Consider the following 19,320-nt stretch of genomic DNA (forward strand, 5'->3'; position numbering starts at 1 on the left):
ATGCAGTGATAAAAAACACGGCTGCGTTTTTAATTTATGTCTTTCTGTTCAATAACCAACTCCTGTACTGCTTGGCTCTGAGTGTGTGCAGATATTACCTTGCTTTGGGCGAACCATTCACCTGTTGTAGGGCTGCCATTTTTGGAAATTCGCGCCAGCACTTGCCATTTCCCAAAGGCCGAAGGTTTTAGCTCAGGCAGCATGGCATCGGCATCAGTAAAGGTTATTTCTACTGGTAAATCAGTCACTTGCAGGCGCTTGACGGCTAGCGGCATGTTCGGGGCGCCGTCACCTGCGGCGCGAATAAACACAAACAGGCTGTCGCCAGGCGCGACTTTGTCCTTAAGGCTTGGCGCAAGTTTTACGCGCACAGCCAGGGCGAAGTCTTGATGCGCTGTAACGGATCCGCTTTGCAGCTTGTCACGGGCGCGGGCAATGCCACCTTCGATCGCTTGCCGCGATGGGTCGCCTGCCGGTAAAAGCAGGGCAAGGCGCTGCCAATAGCCGATGGCATCCTGCCAGCGGCCTTGCTCAAAGGCGGCGATACCCAAAAGGCCAAGGCTGCTCATCTCATTAGCGTCGGTTTGCAACGCTTCATCGGTTAATGACTGGGTAGCGGCTGACCATTGTTTATCGGCAGCAAAATAAAGCGCCTCGGCCCATTTGCCGAGCACTTCGGGGGCACGATTGGAGAGTTTGGCCGCTTGTTCAAAGGCACTGGCGGCCTGCTTTGGTTGTTCCGCCGCCATATAGGCGCGTCCCAGCATATACCAGCCTTGCACGGCAGCAGGTTGCAGCTCGGTAATGCGCTTAAGGCGGCCTAACATCTCTTGCACCGTTGCAGGAGGCTCTGCCAGTTCACGGGTTAGCGCAAGCTGCGCACTGGCTCCCCAGTGCAGGTAGAGCGCCAAGGCAAGCAGCGGCAATAAGGCCGCGCTAAGCAGGATAAGGGTGCGGCCACTGTGTCCCGCTGCGGGCGGGGTGGGGTGGGGGGAGCTGTCTGCGAGCAGGGCGCGGGCGGCTTCGGCTTCGGCTTGGCTCAGTTGTTCGGGCGAGAGCAACTGGCTGCGCAGTTCGCCTAGACGCTCGTGATAAAGCGCAAGATTCGCGGCCTGCCTGCTGTGTTCTGTGCTTACCGGCAGGCGGCGCAGCACGGGCAGCAGTACCACGGCGCAGGCAAGCAGTATCAGCACAGCGGCGGCAAGCCAAAAATCAAGCATCGGTTGTTCCCTTAAGCAGCGCAGTGAGCCTTGCCTGTTCGGCAGCAGAAAGCGCGGTACTTTGTGGCGGCGCAGGCTTGCGGCGAATAATTAACGCGCCGAGCACAGCAGAACCTAACAATAAAAGCAGCGCAGGACCAAACCAGAGCAGCCAAGTATGTCGATTAAGTGCCGGTTTATAGCGGACAAACTCGCCGTAGCGGGAAACCATATGCGCAGTGATTTGCTCATTGCTTTGCCCTTCATCCAATAAACGGCGGATTTCACGGCGCAAGTCGGCGGCAATCGGCGCGTTGGAGTCGGCAATATCCTGGTTTTGGCACTTGGGACAGCGCAGTTCGCGGGTGAGTTGGTAAAAGCGCAGTCGCTTGCTTTCGTCGGTAAAGTCATCGCTCTCTATGGCGCTGTACGCAGGCAGTGCGAAAAACAGTAACAGGGCAAAGAGCCATCCTCTTCCCGATAAATGGGGGCGGGGTGTAAACAGGCGCTTCATGGCGCGGCCTCGTCCAGCAATTTTTGATAGAGCGGGGCGAGTTGTTGTTGCCAGATGTTCATATCAATCACGCCAATATATTTGTGGCGGATGATGCCTTGACTATCGATAAAAAAGGTCTCCGGTGCGCCATAGACGCCAAGGTCAAGACCTAGCGTGCCGTTTTCGTCGCGGATATTCAGTTGATAGGGGTTGTGGAACTCTTGCAGCCAGCGCACCGCGTCTGCGTTATCGTCTTTGTAATTGACGCCGATAATGCGCACGCCTTGCTGTGCCAATTGGTTCAGTTGCGGATGCTCGACACGACAAGCAATGCACCAGGTCGCCCAGACATTAAGCAGTGCGGGCTGGCCTTTTAGGTCCTCTTGGGTCAGCAGCGTTTCATCGGTCACTTGCGGCAGGGAAAACTTGGGCACGGGCTTGCCAATCAGTGGAGAGGGCAGCTCGCTTGGGTCAAGGTACAGGCCGCGCCAGAGCAGCAGGGCGAGCGCGATAAACAGCAAAAGGGGTGCGAGCAGCAACAGGCGTTTCATGCGGCGGCCTCTTCTTCGGTTTCTTTGTGCCTGCGGGCTTGTTGGGCAGGCGCTCTTGCGGTTTTGCGCGTTCGATAGCGTTTATCCAGCGCCGCCAAAAGTCCGCCCAATACGGTTAAAAGTCCGCCCAGCCAAATCCAGCGCACATAGGGTTTAACCTGCACGCGCAGCGCCCAAGCTCCATCCTCCAAGGGTTCGCCCAAGGCGACATAAAGGTCACGCAGTAGCCCGGCATCGATGCCCGCTTCGGTCATTGGCATACCTTGCACCCGGTAAAGGCGTTTTTCCGGATAAAGCACGCTGATTTGCCGCCCGCCTTGGCTGATGCGGATACGGGCGCGTTCGGCGCTGTAGTTCGGGCCTTGTTGATCTGTGGTGCCTTCAAATAAAAAACGGTAGCCGGCAAGCTGAACCGACTCGCCCGGTGCAAGGCGCACATCACGTTCTTCGCTGTACTGCGAGGACAGCACCACGCCCAGCGCACAGACCAGCAAACCGAAATGAGCCAGTTGCATGCCCAAGTAGCTGCGCGAGAGTTTGCCAAAGCCGCGCAGCAATCCGCTGTGGCGGGTTTTTTCAAAAATATCACGCAGTGCCGAAAGCAGAACCCAGGCACCGAGCAAGCAAACGGCGAGCGTGGCAAAGTGAAAATCGCCCAACAAAAACGCCGCCAGCAAACCTGAAACACTGCCGCCAAGCAGCACCGGCGCAAGCATTTTGCCGAGCCAACGCATGGGCGTATCTTTCCAGCGCAGCAATACGCCGACGCTTAGCGAGAGCAATAACAAGCCCATCAGCGGCAAAAACATCGCATTGAAATAGGGCGGGCCGACCGATAGCTTTGCGCCGCTTAATGCATCAAGCAGCAGCGGGTAGAGCGTGCCCAGCAAAATCATCGAGCAGGCGGTAATCAAAATCAGGTTGTTGATTAACAGGCCGGTTTCCCGCGACAGTAGAGTAAAGGTGCTTTGCTGTTTGACTTGTACGGCACGAAACGCAAATAACGTCAGTGAGCCGCCGATCACCAGCAGCAAAAATATCAGGATAAACAGGCCGCGCTCGGGGTCGTTGGCAAAGGCATGTACCGAAGTTAAAACGCCGGAGCGCACCAAAAATGTGCCGAGCAAGGACAGCGAAAAAGTGGCAATGGCGAGCAGCACCGTCCAGTTTTTAAACAGGCCGCGTTTTTCCGTCACCGCCAGCGAATGGATTAACGCCGTGCCCAGCAGCCAAGGCATAAAGGAGGCGTTTTCCACCGGATCCCAAAACCACCAACCGCCCCAGCCCAATTCGTAGTAAGCCCACCAGGAACCCAGCACAATGCCAAGCCCTAAAAATCCCCAAGCGAGCAAAGTCCACGGGCGTGACCAACGCGCCCAAGCGGCATCGAGCCGCCCGCTAATCAGCGCGGCAATGGCAAAGGCGAAAGCCACGGAAAACCCGACGTAACCCATATAGAGCATCGGCGGATGAACAATCAGGCCAAAATCCTGCAATAGCGGGTTTAAGTCGTTACCGTCCAGCGGATGGTGAGGTAAAAGCCGCACAAAGGGATTGGAGGTGGCGAGCAAAAACAATAAAAAGCCGCTGCTAATCATGCCCATCACCGCCAGCACCAAGGCACGCATGCTCTCTGGCAAGGGCTGCGAGGCAAGCGCGCAGGCGGCGGTCCAGCCGGACAAAATCAGCGCCCAGAGCAGCAGCGAGCCTTCGTGTGCGCCCCAAACCGCGCTGAATTTGTAGTACCAGGGCAGCGCCGTATTGGAATGGCTGGCAACGTAGCGAACGCTGAAATCGTCATTTAAAAAGGCAAGTGTGAGCACGGCAAAAGCGAGCAGCACAAAGCTGGCTCCTGCCAACGCGAGCGGTCTGGCCAGGCGAATTAACGGCAAAGCGCCGCGTAGTGCGCCTATTAACGGCAGAGTGGCTTGTATCAATGCAAGGCACAAAGCGAGTATCAGCGCCAAATGGCCTAGCTCTGGCAGCATCAGCGCAGTGTTCATGGCTTGGCCTCGCCGCTGGGTAGCCGCCCGCTTTCCTTAAGGGCTTTGCTCACTTCTGGCGGCATATAGGTTTCATCGTGTTTGGCGAGGATTTGTTCGGCGACCAATACGCCCTTTGCGTTAATCCGCCCCAGCGCGACCACGCCTTGGCCTTCGCGGAATAAATCCGGCAGGATGCCTTGATATTCGATGGCAAGGTCACTTGCGTAATCGGTGACGATAAAGCGCACGGAAAGTGATCCTGCCTCTCGTTTGAGCGAGCCGTTTTTTACCATGCCACCGGCGCGAATACGGGTATCGTTCGGCGCTTCGCCGCTGGCGATTTGCGTGGGCGTGTAAAACAAATTGATATTTTGCGAAAGTGCGAGCAGTGCCAGTGTTAGCGCCAAACCCAGCGCGGCGACCAAGCCTAGCATAATCAGCAGACGTTTTTTACGGACGGCGTTCATAAGCTTGCTTCTTGCCTGGATTGTGCGCGGCGCTGGCGGCGAGCCGCATCACGGCAGTAATCGCGTAAAAAGCGTTTTTTTGCGAAAAACGGCCATAGCGCATTGATCAGCAGCACGAGAAGGCCGATGGCGTAGGCCGTCCACACATAAACGCCGTGTCCACCCATACTGAGCCATTCAAACATCGGCTTGGTTCCTCGCTAATTCTTCAGTGACCCAAGCCGTGCGCTGCTCACGGCGCAGTAATTGCAAACGCATACGCGCCAGTAAGGTGACGGCAAAAAAACAGTAAAAGCCCAGCACGCTAAGTAGCAGCGGCAGCCACATGGCAGGCGGCATGGCGGGTTTTTCAGTCAATTTAAAGGTGGAGGGTTGATGCAAGGTGTTCCACCACTCGACCGAATATTTAATGATGGGAATATTGATCACGCCGACCAGCGCGAGCAGTGCACAGGCTTTGCCTGCCGCTGCGGGCGAACGGATGGCGCTGCTGAGGCCGATAATACCTAAGTATAAAAACAGCAAAATCAGCATCGAAGTTAAGCGTGCATCCCAAACCCACCAAGCGCCCCAAGTCGGTTTGCCCCAAATTGCGCCGCTAACCAGCGCCAAAAAGCACATGGAAGCGCCAATCGGCGCGGCTTCTTTTAACGCAATATCGGCCAGTTTGATTTTCCAGACTAAAGCAATCAGCCCGCTGATGGCTAAAAACAGATAAACCGATTGCGCCAAAATCGCCGCAGGTACGTGCAGGTAAATAATGCGAAAACTGTTGCCCTGTTGGTAATCCGGCGGCGCAAAAAAAAGTCCCCAAGCAAGACCTGCGCTAAGCAGCAAGGCCGCAAGCAGTGCCAGCGGCCAAAGCCAAGCCGCGCTTTTGCGGTAAAACCCTTTGGGCGAGGCCCATTGATGTAAAAAAGTCCAGTTCATCAGGTCAATATCTTCTTTTTTACTGCGACAGGCTAATCGACAGTGCCGCCGCAATGGCAAACGGGCACAGTGCCAGTGCCAATAGGCAAAGACTGGCGAGCAGCAGCAGTTGCCCGCTTGCTGGCAAGCCTTGCAAGTTTGCCTGTACTGCGCCACTACCTAAAATCAGCAGCGGGATATAAAGCGGCAAAACCAATAAAGAAAGCAATAATCCACCACGCTTAATACCTAAGGTCAAGGCTGCGCCGACCGCGCCCAGCAAGGATAAAACCGGCGTACCCAGCAGCAAGGAGAGCATCAATACCGGCAGGCAGCGCCCCGGCAGTCCCAGCATCAGCGCCAAAAGCGGGGCGAGCAGCATCAGCGCAAAACCGGTACAAAGCCAGTGCATCAGCACTTTGCCCAGCACCAGCAGCGGTAGTGGCTCGCGGCACAGCAGCCATTGTTCCAACGAGCCATCTTCATGGTCGCTACGAAACAGACCATCTAACGACAACAGCACGGCGAGCAAAGCGGCAAGCCAGAGCAATCCGCCGCAAAGTTCTTGCAATAACGCGCTTTGCGGCCCTAACGCGAGAGGGAATAAGCCAATGACCAAGGCAAAAAAGAGCAGTGGATTGGCAAGTTCCGCCGGACGGCGAAAGCTTAAGCGCAGCTCACGTAGCAATAATGCAAAAAACAGGTTCATGCCAGGACCTGTTCAGCCAGCATCAGTTCAAAATAAGCGGCGGGTTTTGCGCCAAGGTCGTGATGCGTGGTTAATATCACCGCACCGCCTTGTTCGCAGTGCTGCACCAGGAGACGTTCCAGTTCGCAGGTATTGCTGCTATCTAAGGCGGTAAAGGGTTCATCCAACAGCCAAAGGGCGGGGCAGGGCAGATGCAACCTGGCCTGCGCGATGCGTTGCTGTTGCCCTGCGGAAAGCTGCGCTGCGGGAACATCTTCAAAACCTTGCAGGCCGACTTTTTTAAGTGCTTCTCTAATCTGTAACGCGCAGGCAGGGGCGTGCAGTGCGGCGAGAAAGGCGAGGTTTTCTTCTGCTGTTAACAAGCCATTAACGGCGTTGCTGTGACCCATCCATAAGCAGTCTTCGCGCTTAACCTGGCCGCTGTCCGCTTCAAGCAAACCGGCCAAAATACGCAGCAACGAGCTTTTGCCGCTGCCGTTTTGTCCGCCAATGCGCAGCATTTGTCCGCCGTAGAGAGCAATATCCAAATGCGCAAACAAAAGCCGCCCATCACGCTCGCAGGAGAGCTCAGTTGCTTTAACAAGCGGATGGGTCACAGGCTAAATCCCAAGAACTTGCAGTGAACGGCAGGGAAAAAACAGTGGCGGATTATACCGATGCCACAGAGCCCTTCGTTTGGCATTTTGTCGCAGAGTTTCCCTCGCCCATTGATCGGAGAGGGGTTTTTATCAGAGTTTCAGCAGATGCTTACGGTAATGGGCAAGTTCTGCAATGGATTCGCGGATGTCGTCTAACGCACGGTGGGTGCCTTGTTTTTGCAAGCTGTCTTTAACCCTGGGCGCCCAAAGTTCGGCGAGGATTTTTAAGGTGGAGACATCCAGATTGCGGTAGTGAAAGTAATCGGCAAGCCTTGGCATATAACGCACTAAAAAGCGCCGGTCTTGGCCGATGCTATTGCCACACAAAGGCGATTCGCCGGATTTAACCCATTGCTTTAGAAAAGCGATGGTTTGCTCTTCAGCATCCAAAGCGCTGATGCGACTTTGTTTGACCCGTTCGGTTAAGCCGCTTTGCCCGTGGGTTTGCGTGCACCAATCGTCCATTTTGGCAAGTTCAATGTCGCTTTGATGGATGGCGATGACTGGACCTTCGGCCAGCAGGTTTAGCTCGCTATCGGTGATTAGGGTCGCGATTTCGAGGATAACGTGCCGCTCGGGGTCAAGGCCGGTCATCTCCAAATCCAGCCAAATCAGTGGATGACTGCTGCTCATAAGGTTTCCTAGTGCAGCACGTGCGGGATGTTTTCGTCGTCATTGTCTGCTGGCTGATGGCCAAGCACTTGCGCGGCCATCTGCACGCCGGTATCAATCATCGCGCGGGCAATTTCGCGGTGCTGGCCGCGCAGGAAATTGATGGTTTTTCCGGAAAAGGAGAGTGCCAGCAATATTTCATCCTTCTCGACATAGCGAAGTGCAATGCGACCATCGTTTAGTTCAACGATTTCAAGGGTGGCTGTGGACATGGATGTCTCCGTTTTGAGCAAAATTATTGGTAAGTATAGCCTTTCCCCCGCCTCTATCCCGCCAGCGGGTGAGGTTAGCGCTTGTCTTCGACTTGCCAGCGGTCTTTGACATAAGTCGCCCGCCAGCCGCTGGGTTTGCCGTTTTCTTCGGTCTGTACGTAATGTTCTTTGCTTTTGCGGCTAAAGCGAATAATCGCCGGGCGACCGTCTGGGTCAGCTTGCGGCGCTTCGGTGAGATAGCGGTATTTTTCATCCAGCTCATCTTTGTGCGGCAGTAGTTCACGCACCAGTGGCGCACGGGTTTCACGGTTTTTCGGGAAACCGCTGGCGGCGAGGAATAATCCCGCCGCGCCGTCGCGCAGCAAATAAAAGTCATCGACTTTCTCGCAGCGCAACTCCGGCATGCGGATGGGCTCGGCCTTGGGCGGGGCGGCTTCACCGTTTTTCAGTAACTTGCGGGTATTTTTGCAGTCGCTGTTGGTGCAGCCAAAGAATTTGCCAAAGCGGCCGGTTTTTAGCTGCATTTGGCTGCCGCATTTATCGCATTGAAGGCTCGGCCCTTCGTAGCCTTTGATACGGAACTGCCCTTGCTCGATTTGATAACCGGTGCAGTCTGGGTTATTGCCGCAGATATGTAGCTTGCGCGTCTCATCCAGCAGGTAAGCGTCCATGGCTGAGCCGCATAGGGTGCAGCGTTTTTTGCCGCGCAGTACGCGCGATTCGGACTCGCCTTCGTCATCGGCGGCAATTTCATCGCCGGGCACCAGGTTTTGCGTGGCTTTGCAGCGTTCTTTCGGTGGCAGCGCGTAGCCCGAGCAGCCTAAAAAGACGCCGGTTGAAGCGGTGCGAATCATCATCGGACGACCGCATTCCTTGCAGGCAATATCGGTGAGCGTCGGTTGATTGCTGCGCATGCCGCCGTCTTTGGCTTCGGCATGCGCAAGTTTTTGCTTAAAGCCTTGGTAGAACTCATCGAGCAAGTGCTTCCACTGCCGCTGCCCGCCCGCGACATCGTCAAGCTGGGTTTCCATATTGGCGGTAAAGCTGTAGTCCATTAAATCGGCAAAACTTTCATTGAGACGTTCGGTGACGATGTCGCCCATTTTCTCGGCATAAAAACGCCGGTTATGCACGGTGACGTAACCGCGCTCCTGGATGGTCGAGATAATGGCCGCATAGGTGGAAGGGCGGCCAATGCCGCGCTTTTCCAACTCGCGCACCAAGCTTGCTTCGGAATAACGCGCAGGCGGCTTGGTAAAGTGCTGGCTGGGGTCGAGTTTAAGCAGTTTGAGCACATCGCCCTTGGTGATTTCCGGCAAAATGCCGTCTTCGCCGGATTTGGCGGCAGGCGGCAGCACTTTGGTAAAGCCGTCGAATTTAAGGATGCGTCCTCTGGCACGCAGTTCAAAATCCGCCGCTGTCACACTCACGCTGGTGGACAGGTATTCGGCAGGCGGCATTTGACAGGCCACAAACTGCCGCCAAATCAGTTCGTACAGGCGTTCGGCATCACGCTCCATAGCGCCCAGTTGCCCGGGTTTAAGGCTGACCGAAGACGGACGGATGGCTTCGTGCGCTTCCTGTGCAGCGGCCTTGCTGGAGTAGAAATTGGGTTTTTCCGGCAGGTATTTTTTGCCGTATTCATCTTGGATAAAGCCGCGTACCTGATTAAGTGCATCCTCTGACAGATTGGTCGAGTCGGTGCGCATATAGGTGATATGGCCGGCCTCGTACAGGCGCTGCGCCAGCGTCATGGTTTTTTTAACGCCAAAGCCCAAACGGCTGCTTGCCGCTTGTTGCAGGGTCGAGGTAATAAAAGGCGCATTGGGCTTGGTTTTAACCGCTTTATCTTCGCGCTCGCTCACCTGGAAGCTTGCTTTTTGCAGCTTCGCTAATGCCGCTTTGGCCTCGCTTTCATTTTTCGGGCGAAACGCCGCGCCCTGTTGCCGCGCGACTTCAAAGCGCACCGCTTCGCCGTTTTTCGTCTGCAAATCGGCGTGCAGTTCCCAGTATTCCTCGGGGATAAAGGCGCGGATTTCCCGTTCGCGCTCTACCACCAGTTTCACCGCGACCGACTGCACCCGCCCGGCGGAAAGCCCGCGGGCAATCTTCTGCCACAGTAAGGGCGAGACCATAAAGCCGACCACGCGGTCGAGAAAGCGCCGCGCCTGCTGCGCGTTGACGCGGTTGATATTGAGCTCGCCCGGCTCGGCAAAGGCGGCTTTGATGGCCTTTTGTGTGATCTCGTTAAACACGACGCGGCGGTAGCGGCTTTCATCCCCGCCGATGGCCTCGCGCAAGTGCCAGGCGATGGCTTCCCCCTCGCGGTCCAAGTCGGTTGCTAGATAAATGCAATCGGCACTTTTGGCGAGGCGGCGCAGTTCGTCGATGACTTTTTCCTTGCCAGGCAAAATTTCATACTGCGCCTGCCAGCCGTTTTCCGGGTCTACCCCCATGCGCGTAAAAAGCTGGCGTTTGGCTTTATCTTGCGTGCTGGCGGCTTCTTTTTTGACGCTAGTTTTTTTATCAGGTTTTTTATCAGCGGTGCGGCTGGCCGAACCACTGGTCGGCAGGTCGCGGATATGGCCGATACTGGATTTGACCACATAGCCCGTGCCTAAATATTTGTTGATGGTCTTAGCCTTGGCCGGAGACTCGACGATAACCAGCGATTTGCCCATAAATAAGAAAAATTCCCAAAAAACCGATAGGCCGCCCGGCAGACGGCCAGTGAAGGCGGCTATATATAGTGTGAACTGCGCCAAGGTCAAGCGCGGGGCGCTGAAGTCACTCAAACGCGAGTGGAAGCGTCACTGGCAATCGATGGATTTTTGATAAACCTGCCACTATCTTGTAGTGGTTAATTTCCAAAAAAACCAAGCGGGGCATTCGAGTTATAAAATACTCTGCAATAAAAAAGCGCCTGTGCAGGGCAGGCGCTTTTAGGTTTTTTCTGAAATAAAGCTCTTATCAGAACTCCATCGACAGACTCAGCCAATAACGACGACCGTCGTAGGTGCGATTGTGGTCATCTTTGTTGACCTGCTTGTCAAACAGGTTATAAACAGCCAGTCCCAAGTTGAGGTTTTGGCTCAGCTTATAATTGCCGCCCATATCCACCAGGGTAATGGATGGCGTTCCCTCAAGACTGCTGTCTTCGGAACGTCCACGCATATTGGCGTGCGTCCACAGACTCAAAGGCGCGCTAACCGCGTAATCGAGCGATCCGTTAAGCATATGGCGCGGCGTATCGTTTAGCGGGTTACCTTTATGGCTGCCGGTTTTTTGTTCCGATTCGCTGTAGGTGTAATTACTGCTAAAACGCAGCGCAGCGGTCGCTTGCCAGTTTAATGTGGCTTCAATACCACGCAGATTGGCTTTATTGACATTGATGGGTTTTTGCGTAAATAAATACGCTACGCCCTCAACGACACAGTTTCCGGTAATAACATGTTTATCTTTATTAAGTTTAATACCGTCAGTGTCTTCACAGGTTCTGATATTAGTGATACGGTTTTTAAATTCGGTATTAAAGAAGGTTAAACTGCTATTTAAGTTTTCGCGGTTATTCCAAACAATACCGATTTCTTCGCTGATGCTTTTTTCCGGCTTAAGGTCGGGATTGCCTTGAATCATCCCGCCGCGCGAAGGGTCGTCAGTACCACCGGTGACTTGCCCCCAGTCGGCAACCGCCTGGCGCAAGCTCGGCGCTCTAAAGCCGCTGGAAATGCCGCCTTTAAGCGTCCATTGCTCGCTGCTATGCCATACGCCATAAAGGCGTGGGGTAAACTGATTGCCGTAGTTTTCATCACGGGTTATGCGTGTACCGCTGGTCAGTGAAAAGTTATCGGTAATGCTCCATTCATCTTCGGCAAATAACGCCAGTTGCCAACGCTGCAATGTATTTAAGCCATTAGGCAGTTTATTGCCTTGGTCGGTCAGCTTTTCGTTAATGCCACTGATACCAAAGGTCGCTAAATGGTTGTCGCCCAGTAGGGCGGTCATTTGGCTGGAGGCTTCGGTATTTTCAATGGTCATCTTTCTGCCGGGGTTTTTGCTGGTTTCCCGTTGCAGGTAGGTATTGGTGGTTATTTGGTCAAAACGGCCATTGTGGGTTAAGGCAAAACTGTCTTTGTCGTAGCGGCTTCTGCTGTGTGGATTAGGTTTGTCGTTTCGGTTTTTTTCAGCAGTGGTGCGACCGGCATGACTGATACGTTTTTGCCGGGTTTGACCCAGTTCCAGCACGAAATCATGATGCTCGCCCGCGGCAAGGTTGAATTTGGCCGTGCCAGAGACGGTTTCTTGATGGCTGAAACCGCCCACGAAGGTATCTTCGCTGCGGTGCGAACGCTGGCCATAAAGCTGCACGCCGAATACCTCATCGACCAGTGGCCCGCCGAGAAACACTTGCTGCTGAAACATATTGCCGGAATGCGAGGCATCCTGCGCGGTGCCTTCTACCCGCGCCGAAGCGTTCCACTGCCCTGGTACTTTGCGCGTGATGATATTGATAACGCCGCCCATTGCCTCGGAACCGTAGAGCGAAGACATCGGTCCGCGTACCACTTCGATGCGTTCAATCGCGCTAAGCGGCGGTAAAAAGCCCTGCTCAATGCCGCCGAAGTCGGAGTTGGGGCGGGTTTCGCGCGCATTCTGGCGGTGCCCGTCAATCAGTATCAGCGTGTAGTCGCCGTCCATGCCGCGGATATGGATGTCGCTATTGCTGCCGCCGCCACTGATGGCAACGCCCGGTACGTCGCGCAGTACATCGGTCACGTCGCGGTAGGCTTTTTTCTCCAACTCTTCGCGCTCAATCACGCTGATGGAAGCGGGGGCATCTTCGACCGCCTGCTCAAAACCGGCGGCAGTAACAACGACCGATTGCAAAACGGTGGCGTTTTTTTCCTGCGCTATTGCGCCAATAGGTAATGCGGCCAAAAACAAAGGAAGCAGTTTTGGCGCAAAGGGTGGGCGATACATTAAACAGTCCTTGAGTGCTACGAAAGATCAAATGGACTTGGTTATTCCACCAAGTCGCGCAGCAATAGCAAAGACTGTGCCGCCTGTTTAAAAAAGCAGTTTATCGGCGGCTTTAACGAAAACTTAATGCCCTGCTTAATGGGCGATAGGCCAATTTTTTGACGACGGGTATTTTTGTTTTAGCCTCCCTCTCTCATTGATGGGAGAGGGAAAAACTTAAAGGTTAGAGTTCCCCGCTGGCATAACGTTTAAACATGGCTTCCAGTGACAGCGGTTTGATTTTGCTGGCCATTCCTGCGCAACCAAAGGCTTGGTAGCGTTCAAGGCAGATCGCTTTCATGGCTTTTATGGTTTCTTTTAGGTATTTGCGCGGGTCAAATTCCGCCGGATGTTCGCTTAAGAAACGTCGTACCGCGCCGGTGGAGGCGAGCCTTAAATCGGTATCGATATTAACCTTGCGCACGCCGTGTTTAATCCCTTCGACAATTTCTGCAAGCGGTACGCCGTAGGTTTCTTTTATCGCGCCGCCGTGTTCGTTAATCACCGAAAGCCAATCTTGCGGCACGGAACTGGAACCGTGCATTACCAAATGCGTATTAGGAATGCGCTGATGAATTTGCTTGATACGCTCAATCGAGAGTACGTCGCCGGTCGGCGGACGACTGAATTTATACGCGCCGTGACTGGTGCCGATGGCAATGGCGAGCGCGTCTACCCGGGTTTCTTTAACAAACTGCGCGGCTTCTTCCGGATCGGTTAAAAGCTGGCTATGGTCGAGCGTCCCGATTGCGCCGATACCGTCTTCTTCACCGGCTTGACCGGTTTCAAGCGACCCCAAACAGCCGAGTTCCCCTTCTACCGAAACCCCGCAAGCATGCGCAAAGGCTACCGTTTGGCGGGTGACGGCGACGTTATAGGCGTAGTCCGCCGGGGTTTTGCCATCGGCTTTTAGCGAGCCATCCATCATCACCGAGGAAAAGCCAAGCTGGATGGAGCGCTGGCACACATCAGGGCTGGTGCCGTGGTCTTGGTGCATGCACACCGGAATGTGCGGGAACTCTTCAATCGCCGCCAAAATCAAATGACGCAAAAACGGCGCACCGGCGTAGCTACGCGCCCCGGCGGAAGCCTGCACGATAACCGGTGCATCACAGGCAGAAGCGGCTTCCATAATGGCGCGCATTTGCTCCAGGTTATTGACATTAAAGGCGGGTACGCCGTAGCCGTATTCGGCAGCGTGGTCGAGCAATTGGCGCAAACTGATTAGAGCCATCAGGGGTCTCCCGAAGCAGGCTTAGGCGGGTTAAAGGCGCATATTTTGCCGAAACTCGCACCGATTGCCAAACTGGCGTTAGCCGGTGAATGCAGACCAGGTCAAAATCGCCGCTTTATTTAAAAGAAAAGAAAGCAAGATAATGCATAACCTGCATATGCTTTTATCGCCTTGCCTTCTTCTGATACGGCTTGCGCTATTTGTATTAATTTGCATCAAGCCGCCAAGTACAGGCTGAAATGATTATTCAAGGGTTTAATATTAATAAACCGGTGTTTTAAAGCCGAGGAAGATTTTAAAAATAGAGTCAATCTTAATTTTAAGATATTTGACCTGCAACTTACCAAATCGTCGGTTCAATCTCCAGCAAGACATTAAATTTATCCTTAATGTCTTGCTGGATACGGTGCGCCAGTTGCAGTAATTCACCGCCGCTTGCCCCACCGTAATTCACCAGCACCAGCGCTTGCGCCTGATGTACACCCACATGGCCAGTGCGATAACCCTTCCAGCCGGCCTGCTCAATCAGCCAGGCGGCAGCGAGTTTTATTTGACCGTCTGGCTGCGGCCAAGCACTCAGTTTGGGATATTGTTGTTTAAGCTGTTCGGCTTGCTCTGCACTGATTATTGGATTTTTAAAAAAACTGCCGGCATTACCCAGTTCGGCCGGGTTTGGCAATTTTTCTTGGCGGATGGCACAAATGACACGGCTTATATCTTCTGGCGTGGGGTTTTCGATATTTAAATCAACAAGTCTTGCGCGAATATCGCCGTAATTAAGCTGTAATTGGGGCTTCTGTGATAAAGCAAAGCGAACGCGCAAAATAAGCCAGCGCCCGGGTTGTTGTTTAAACAGACTGTCACGATAGGCAAAGCGGCATTCTTCGGCAGAAAAACGCTGCACTTGGCCGCTTGCAAGGTTAAGTGCATCCAAACTGTGGCAGTGATCTTTTAATTCCACGCCATAAGCGCCGATATTTTGTATCGGTGCTGCGCCTACGCTGCCGGGGATTAGGCTTAGGTTTTCCAGTCCATAGGCATTTTGTGCGAGCGTCCATTGCACAAAATCATGCCAAGGCTCGCCCGCTACGGCCTCAATCAACACGCGCTCGTTGTTATTGAGGATAATCCGTAATCCACGGCTTTGGATATGTAATACCAGCGCGTTAATATCAGCGGCTAATAATAAATTGCTACCACCGCCCAAAATACGTACGGGTAATCGTTGTTTATGGGCAAAGGCGAGTGCTTGCTGGATTTCTTGTTCGTGGCTGACGCTTGCAAAAAATCGCGCTTTGGCTTTTAGGCCAAAACTATTGTAAGCACTCAGGCAGACTTGTTCGCGGATATTCACAGGCGCTGTTTAACTTCTGCCAGCAGGGCGCGGCTGCCGGCTTCGATTAAATCCAGCACTTGCTCAAAACCCGCTGCGCCGCCTTGGTAAGGGTCTGGCACGTCAAATGGAGTTATTTGATAGCGGCGCAAAAATAAATCGATTTCTGCTTTGGCGTTATTGGGTTTGAGCGCTTGCAAGTCACGCAAATTGCTGCCATCCATCGCCAAAATCAGGTCAAAGTCGTAAAAATCCCCGCGCTCCACCTGCCTTGCGCGTAGCTTGGACAGGTCATAACCGCGTGCTTTGGCCGCTTGCTGGCTGCGCTTATCCGGCGCACTGCCGCTATGCCAGGCGCTGGTTCCGGCGGAATCTACATGCACTTTAGAAAATAATCCGGCCTCTTTAATCCTCTGCGTAAATACGCCATCGGCGGTCGGTGAACGGCAGATATTACCCAGGCAAACAAATAGGATGTTCATGCGGCCTCCAATAACTGACGCATTTTTTGCAAATCTTCCAGCGTATCAATACCTGATGGTGGCGATACCAGCGCTTGCGCGACATGGATTTTTGCACCGTGCCAGAGCGCGCGCAGTTGTTCCAGCTGCTCGCACTGTTCCAGTTCACAGCTTCCCCAGTAGGTAAAGTCTTGCAAGAATTTGGCGCGGTAGGCGTAGATGCCGATATGTCGCCACCAACGCCTATCTTCTGGCAGATGTTCGCGGCTTTTGGCAAAAGCATCACGCGGCCAAGGCAGTGGGGCGCGGCTAAAGGTTAGGGCAAAGTTTTTTGCATCCAGGCTGACTTTGACGCAATTGGGGTTAAACAGTTGTTCGACGTTTTCTATCGGCTCGGCCAGTGTGGCGATGCTGGCAGCCGTATTTTTTTGCAGATTATCGGCGACTTGGTCAATCAGCTCTGGCGGGATTAGCGGCTCGTCGCCTTGCACGTTGACGATAATTTCATCATCCGGCAAAGCGAGCAGGCGGGCGACTTCAGCAAGGCGTTCGGTGCCGGAGTGGTGCGCGTCACTGGTTAATAGCACCTCTGCGCCAAAGCGCTGGCAAGCGCTGAAAATGCGCTGGTCATCGGTTGCAATCAGCACCCGCGCGGCGCGGCTCTGGCAGGCTTGCTGGTAAACGCGCTCAATCATGGGTTTGCCGGCAATATCTAAAAGAGGTTTGCCGGGCAGGCGGGTAGAGGCATAACGCGCCGGGATAACCACCATCATTTGGCGAGGCGCTCGTCCGTGGTTAGGGTTCTGGCCTCGCTTTCCAGCATGATGGGAATGCCGTCTCGGATGGGAAACGCAAGTCCGGCGGCTTTGCTGATCAGTTCTGTTTTATCTTTGGATAAATGCAGCGGCGCTTTGGTGATGGGGCAGGCGAGAATATCAAGCAGTTTCGGGTTCATTGGAGCCTCCTTTAATCAGCCGCGCCAATTGTTGGTCAAACCAAGTGACAAAAGCCTTTGAGGGCACGGCTTCAACTTTTAGATACCAGTAATTTTGCAGGGCAAAGGGGGCGCATTTTACCGCGTCTTTTTCTGTCATCAGCAAGGGTAAATCGGGCGAAAACAGTAATTGTTCGGGGCGCAGTCTGGCGTGGTCGGGCAGTGGATGGCGGATAGGTCGCCAGTTCAGTGCTTCCAATGTGTGAAAAAACCGTTCGGGATTGCCGATGGCGGCCAGTGCGTGCAGCTTTTGCCCCGCTGGAAAATAACCAAGCGGTTCACTACGCCCAGTTTGCAAATGAACCAGTGCAACCGGTTTAAGGCTTAACGCAAAACCGGCTTCGCTGTCCTCATTGGCGCCGTTAATCAAGCAGGCATCGACGCTTTTAAGCCGCTTAAGCGGTTCACGCAAAGGTCCTGCCGGCAGGCAGCGGCGATTGCCAAGGCCGCGCGCGTGGTCAATCAGCAGCAGTTCCAAATCCCGCGCGAGACGGTAGTGTTGCAGGCCATCGTCGCTCAAAATTAAATCCAGCGGCTCTTGTTGCAGCAACGCTTGCACGGCGCGTGGGCGGTTGGGGTCAATGATCAGTGGCACGCCGGTGCGTTTAACCAGCATCAGCGGTTCGTCCCCACAGTGTTTTGCACTGTCTTGCGTAGTGACGCGAAAGGGCAGGGCAGGCGGCTTTGCGCCATAACCACGGCTGACCACGCCGACGTGCAGCCCCTGCTTTCGGCAGTGTTCGATCAGCCAGAGAATCAGCGGTGTTTTGCCGGTGCCACCCACTGTGATATTGCCCACTACGAGCAGCGGCAACGGCGGGCGGTAAACCCCCTCGCCTCGCAAAAACCGCTGCCTCCTGCGCCTGACAGCCGCGCGGTACAGCCCTTCCAGTGGGCGCAGCAGATGCAGCGCCGGATGCCCGTTATACCAAGCCGTTTGCAGCCATTGCGAGAGCATGGATTAACGGCTGCTTTCGACCGTGGTAATGCGCAGTTTGCTAAAGCCTAAACGCGCCGCTGCATCCATTGCCGTGACTACGGCCTGATGGCTGCTGGCCGCATCAGCACTGATAATCAATGGCAGAGCGTTGTCGCCATTGGATTCACGGCTTAGCGCTTCGAGCAGTGTGGCGAGGTCATGCCGTGCCAGCACCTTGCCATTTAAGCTGTAATCGCCGCTCGCGCTTACGCCGACCTCCAGTTGCTTGCCGCTGTTTTCTGCCGGAGCGCCGCTGCTCGCCTCTGGCAGATCGATGCGCAGTTGCGCCGGACGGCTGAAGGTGGTCGAAACGACAAAAAACAACAACAGTACAAAGATGACATCAATCAGCGGGGTTAGATTGAGGAACACTTCCTCGCGGGCGACATTGCCCCGATGGCGACGGAATTTCACGCTCTGCCCGCCTTGTTAAAGTCCGCCTCGCGCTCGCCTTGCATCACTTCAACCAGCTTATTGGCATCTTGCTCCATAGCAATGACCAGCTCATCCACCCGGCGGGTTAAAAAGCGGTGAAAAAAGACCGCCGGAATCGCCACAATCAAACCGGCTGCTGTGGTAATCAGCGCCTTGCCGATACCGCCCGCCAGCACCGGCGCGTTAATCATGCCGCCTTCCATAAAGCCGCTAAAAATCTCAATCATGCCGATAACCGTACCCAGCAAGCCCAAAAGTGGGGCAATCGCACCCACCGTGCCGAGTGCGCTTAAGTAACGCTCCAATTCGTGGATAACGCTGCTGGCGGCCTCTTCGATGCACTCTTTCATCACCTCGCGGCCATGTTTGGCATTGGCAAGACCGGCGGCGAGCACCTGCCCCAGCGGTGACGAAGCGCGAAGCGTTTTTAACATGGCGGCGGTGGGTTGTCTGCCGCGCACCTGCTTCCAAATCTCAGCCAACAAATCCGGCGGCGACACGCGCGACGGGCGCAGCGTCCACAGGCGTTCAGCCACAATAGCCATAGCCGCGACCGAACAAAGAATAATGGGCAGCATCAGCCAACCACCCGATTTAATCAGCTCCCACACAGATCGCTCTCCCCTTTGGCAGATTAAAAACCGCGCGACTTTAGCACAGGTGTGAAGGCTTTGTTCTTCTTTGCACGGCAGGTGATAAGGGGTAATCGGCTATTCGTCTGATAAAGCGGGTCAGTGCATGGCAAAATTGGTGAAGGTAAAAGTTATCATGACATATTCAAGATAAAGTTTAAAACGCTTATCTGCCGCGGTTAATATCTATCTTAATGTTGCGTTGCACTTTGGCAGACAGGCGCAGGATAAAGGCAAAGCGTTCGGCTTGATTTAAAAAGTCATCCAGATCCGTATCGCTTAAAGGAACAAGGGAGTGCGTCCATTGCTTTATAAACCCTGCAACAGTTCGGCGGGTACCTGGCTTTTTAGCAGCAATTGGCATTGCCCGCTGGATGGGTCAAATAAAATAACCG

General features: G+C 54.2%; 22 protein-coding genes. All 22 read right to left on the reverse strand.

The window, feature by feature from the left end; all coding sequences use genetic code 11:
* Window positions 1-29 precede the first annotated feature (29 nt).
* The 22 genes from ccmI to AXE65_RS00310 all read right to left on the reverse strand — a co-directional run bounded on the left by ccmI (window position 30) and on the right by AXE65_RS00310 (window position 19,289).
* Complete coding sequence (gene ccmI / locus AXE65_RS00205) at window positions 30-1,220, reverse strand: c-type cytochrome biogenesis protein CcmI (protein ID WP_068386304.1); 1,191 nt, start codon at window positions 1,218-1,220, stop codon at window positions 30-32.
* Window positions 1,213-1,713, reverse strand: coding sequence for a cytochrome c-type biogenesis protein (locus AXE65_RS00210; RefSeq protein ID WP_079213969.1), 501 nt, complete (start codon window positions 1,711-1,713; stop codon window positions 1,213-1,215). The genes ccmI and AXE65_RS00210 overlap by 8 nt, the downstream gene beginning before the upstream one ends.
* Window positions 1,710-2,246 (reverse strand): DsbE family thiol:disulfide interchange protein, encoded by a 537-nt coding sequence (locus AXE65_RS00215; protein WP_068386306.1) that lies wholly within the window; start codon window positions 2,244-2,246, stop codon window positions 1,710-1,712. Before AXE65_RS00215 ends, AXE65_RS00210 begins: the two co-directional genes overlap by 4 nt.
* Window positions 2,243-4,234, reverse strand: a complete 1,992-nt coding sequence (locus AXE65_RS00220) for a heme lyase CcmF/NrfE family subunit (protein ID WP_079213970.1) — start codon at window positions 4,232-4,234, stop codon at window positions 2,243-2,245. Before AXE65_RS00220 ends, AXE65_RS00215 begins: the two co-directional genes overlap by 4 nt.
* A gap of 11 nt (window positions 4,235-4,245) precedes the next feature.
* Window positions 4,246-4,698, reverse strand: a complete 453-nt coding sequence (gene ccmE / locus AXE65_RS00225) for a cytochrome c maturation protein CcmE (protein WP_068386312.1) — start codon at window positions 4,696-4,698, stop codon at window positions 4,246-4,248.
* On the reverse strand, window positions 4,695-4,883 hold the full coding sequence (ccmD, locus tag AXE65_RS00230) for a heme exporter protein CcmD (protein WP_068386314.1): 189 nt from the start codon (window positions 4,881-4,883) through the stop codon (window positions 4,695-4,697). Before ccmD ends, ccmE begins: the two co-directional genes overlap by 4 nt.
* A complete protein-coding gene (locus AXE65_RS00235) occupies window positions 4,876-5,628 on the reverse strand; it encodes a heme ABC transporter permease (protein WP_068386318.1) in 753 nt (250 codons plus the stop codon). The genes ccmD and AXE65_RS00235 overlap by 8 nt, the downstream gene beginning before the upstream one ends.
* Window positions 5,629-5,647: 19 nt before the next feature.
* Window positions 5,648-6,316, reverse strand: a complete 669-nt coding sequence (ccmB, locus tag AXE65_RS00240; RefSeq protein WP_068386320.1) for a heme exporter protein CcmB — start codon at window positions 6,314-6,316, stop codon at window positions 5,648-5,650.
* Window positions 6,313-6,912 carry a cytochrome c biogenesis heme-transporting ATPase CcmA gene (gene ccmA, locus AXE65_RS00245; RefSeq protein ID WP_068386323.1) on the reverse strand — a complete coding sequence of 200 codons (600 nt, stop codon included), beginning with the start codon at window positions 6,910-6,912 and terminating at the stop codon, window positions 6,313-6,315. Before ccmA ends, ccmB begins: the two co-directional genes overlap by 4 nt.
* A 132-nt stretch (window positions 6,913-7,044) precedes the next feature.
* On the reverse strand, window positions 7,045-7,587 hold the full coding sequence (orn, locus tag AXE65_RS00250; RefSeq protein ID WP_068386330.1) for an oligoribonuclease: 543 nt from the start codon (window positions 7,585-7,587) through the stop codon (window positions 7,045-7,047).
* A gap of 8 nt (window positions 7,588-7,595) precedes the next feature.
* A complete protein-coding gene (locus AXE65_RS00255) occupies window positions 7,596-7,838 on the reverse strand; it encodes a hypothetical protein (RefSeq protein ID WP_068386333.1) in 243 nt (80 codons plus the stop codon).
* Between the two features lie 74 nt (window positions 7,839-7,912).
* Window positions 7,913-10,519 (reverse strand): type I DNA topoisomerase, encoded by a 2,607-nt coding sequence (gene topA, locus AXE65_RS00260; RefSeq protein ID WP_068386385.1) that lies wholly within the window; start codon window positions 10,517-10,519, stop codon window positions 7,913-7,915.
* 289 nt (window positions 10,520-10,808) lie between these two features.
* A complete protein-coding gene (locus AXE65_RS00265) occupies window positions 10,809-12,818 on the reverse strand; it encodes a TonB-dependent receptor domain-containing protein (protein ID WP_068386336.1) in 2,010 nt (669 codons plus the stop codon).
* Between the two features lie 223 nt (window positions 12,819-13,041).
* Complete coding sequence (fba, locus tag AXE65_RS00270) at window positions 13,042-14,091, reverse strand: class II fructose-bisphosphate aldolase (protein WP_068386339.1); 1,050 nt, start codon at window positions 14,089-14,091, stop codon at window positions 13,042-13,044.
* A 340-nt stretch (window positions 14,092-14,431) separates the two neighbouring features.
* Window positions 14,432-15,445, reverse strand: coding sequence for a UDP-N-acetylmuramate dehydrogenase (murB, locus tag AXE65_RS00275; protein ID WP_068386341.1), 1,014 nt, complete (start codon window positions 15,443-15,445; stop codon window positions 14,432-14,434).
* A complete protein-coding gene (locus AXE65_RS00280; RefSeq protein ID WP_068386346.1) occupies window positions 15,442-15,906 on the reverse strand; it encodes a low molecular weight protein-tyrosine-phosphatase in 465 nt (154 codons plus the stop codon). Before AXE65_RS00280 ends, murB begins: the two co-directional genes overlap by 4 nt.
* Window positions 15,903-16,658: a 3-deoxy-manno-octulosonate cytidylyltransferase gene (kdsB, locus tag AXE65_RS00285; protein WP_068386348.1), complete on the reverse strand. Its 756-nt coding sequence runs from the start codon at window positions 16,656-16,658 to the stop codon at window positions 15,903-15,905. The genes AXE65_RS00280 and kdsB overlap by 4 nt, the downstream gene beginning before the upstream one ends.
* Window positions 16,655-16,840 (reverse strand): Trm112 family protein, encoded by a 186-nt coding sequence (locus AXE65_RS00290; RefSeq protein WP_068386351.1) that lies wholly within the window; start codon window positions 16,838-16,840, stop codon window positions 16,655-16,657. The genes kdsB and AXE65_RS00290 overlap by 4 nt, the downstream gene beginning before the upstream one ends.
* On the reverse strand, window positions 16,821-17,837 hold the full coding sequence (gene lpxK / locus AXE65_RS00295; RefSeq protein ID WP_068386358.1) for a tetraacyldisaccharide 4'-kinase: 1,017 nt from the start codon (window positions 17,835-17,837) through the stop codon (window positions 16,821-16,823). The genes AXE65_RS00290 and lpxK overlap by 20 nt, the downstream gene beginning before the upstream one ends.
* 3 nt (window positions 17,838-17,840) lie before the next feature.
* Complete coding sequence (gene pocB, locus AXE65_RS00300; protein WP_068386361.1) at window positions 17,841-18,272, reverse strand: flagellar polar localization protein PocB; 432 nt, start codon at window positions 18,270-18,272, stop codon at window positions 17,841-17,843.
* Window positions 18,269-18,904: a flagellar polar localization protein PocA gene (gene pocA, locus AXE65_RS00305; RefSeq protein ID WP_068386363.1), complete on the reverse strand. Its 636-nt coding sequence runs from the start codon at window positions 18,902-18,904 to the stop codon at window positions 18,269-18,271. The genes pocB and pocA overlap by 4 nt, the downstream gene beginning before the upstream one ends.
* A gap of 187 nt (window positions 18,905-19,091) precedes the next feature.
* Window positions 19,092-19,289: a hypothetical protein gene (locus tag AXE65_RS00310; RefSeq protein WP_068386367.1), complete on the reverse strand. Its 198-nt coding sequence runs from the start codon at window positions 19,287-19,289 to the stop codon at window positions 19,092-19,094.
* Between the last annotated feature and the right edge of the window lie 31 nt (window positions 19,290-19,320).

This window comes from Ventosimonas gracilis (assembly GCF_001580025.1).
GTDB lineage: Bacteria > Pseudomonadota > Gammaproteobacteria > Pseudomonadales > Pseudomonadaceae > Ventosimonas > Ventosimonas gracilis.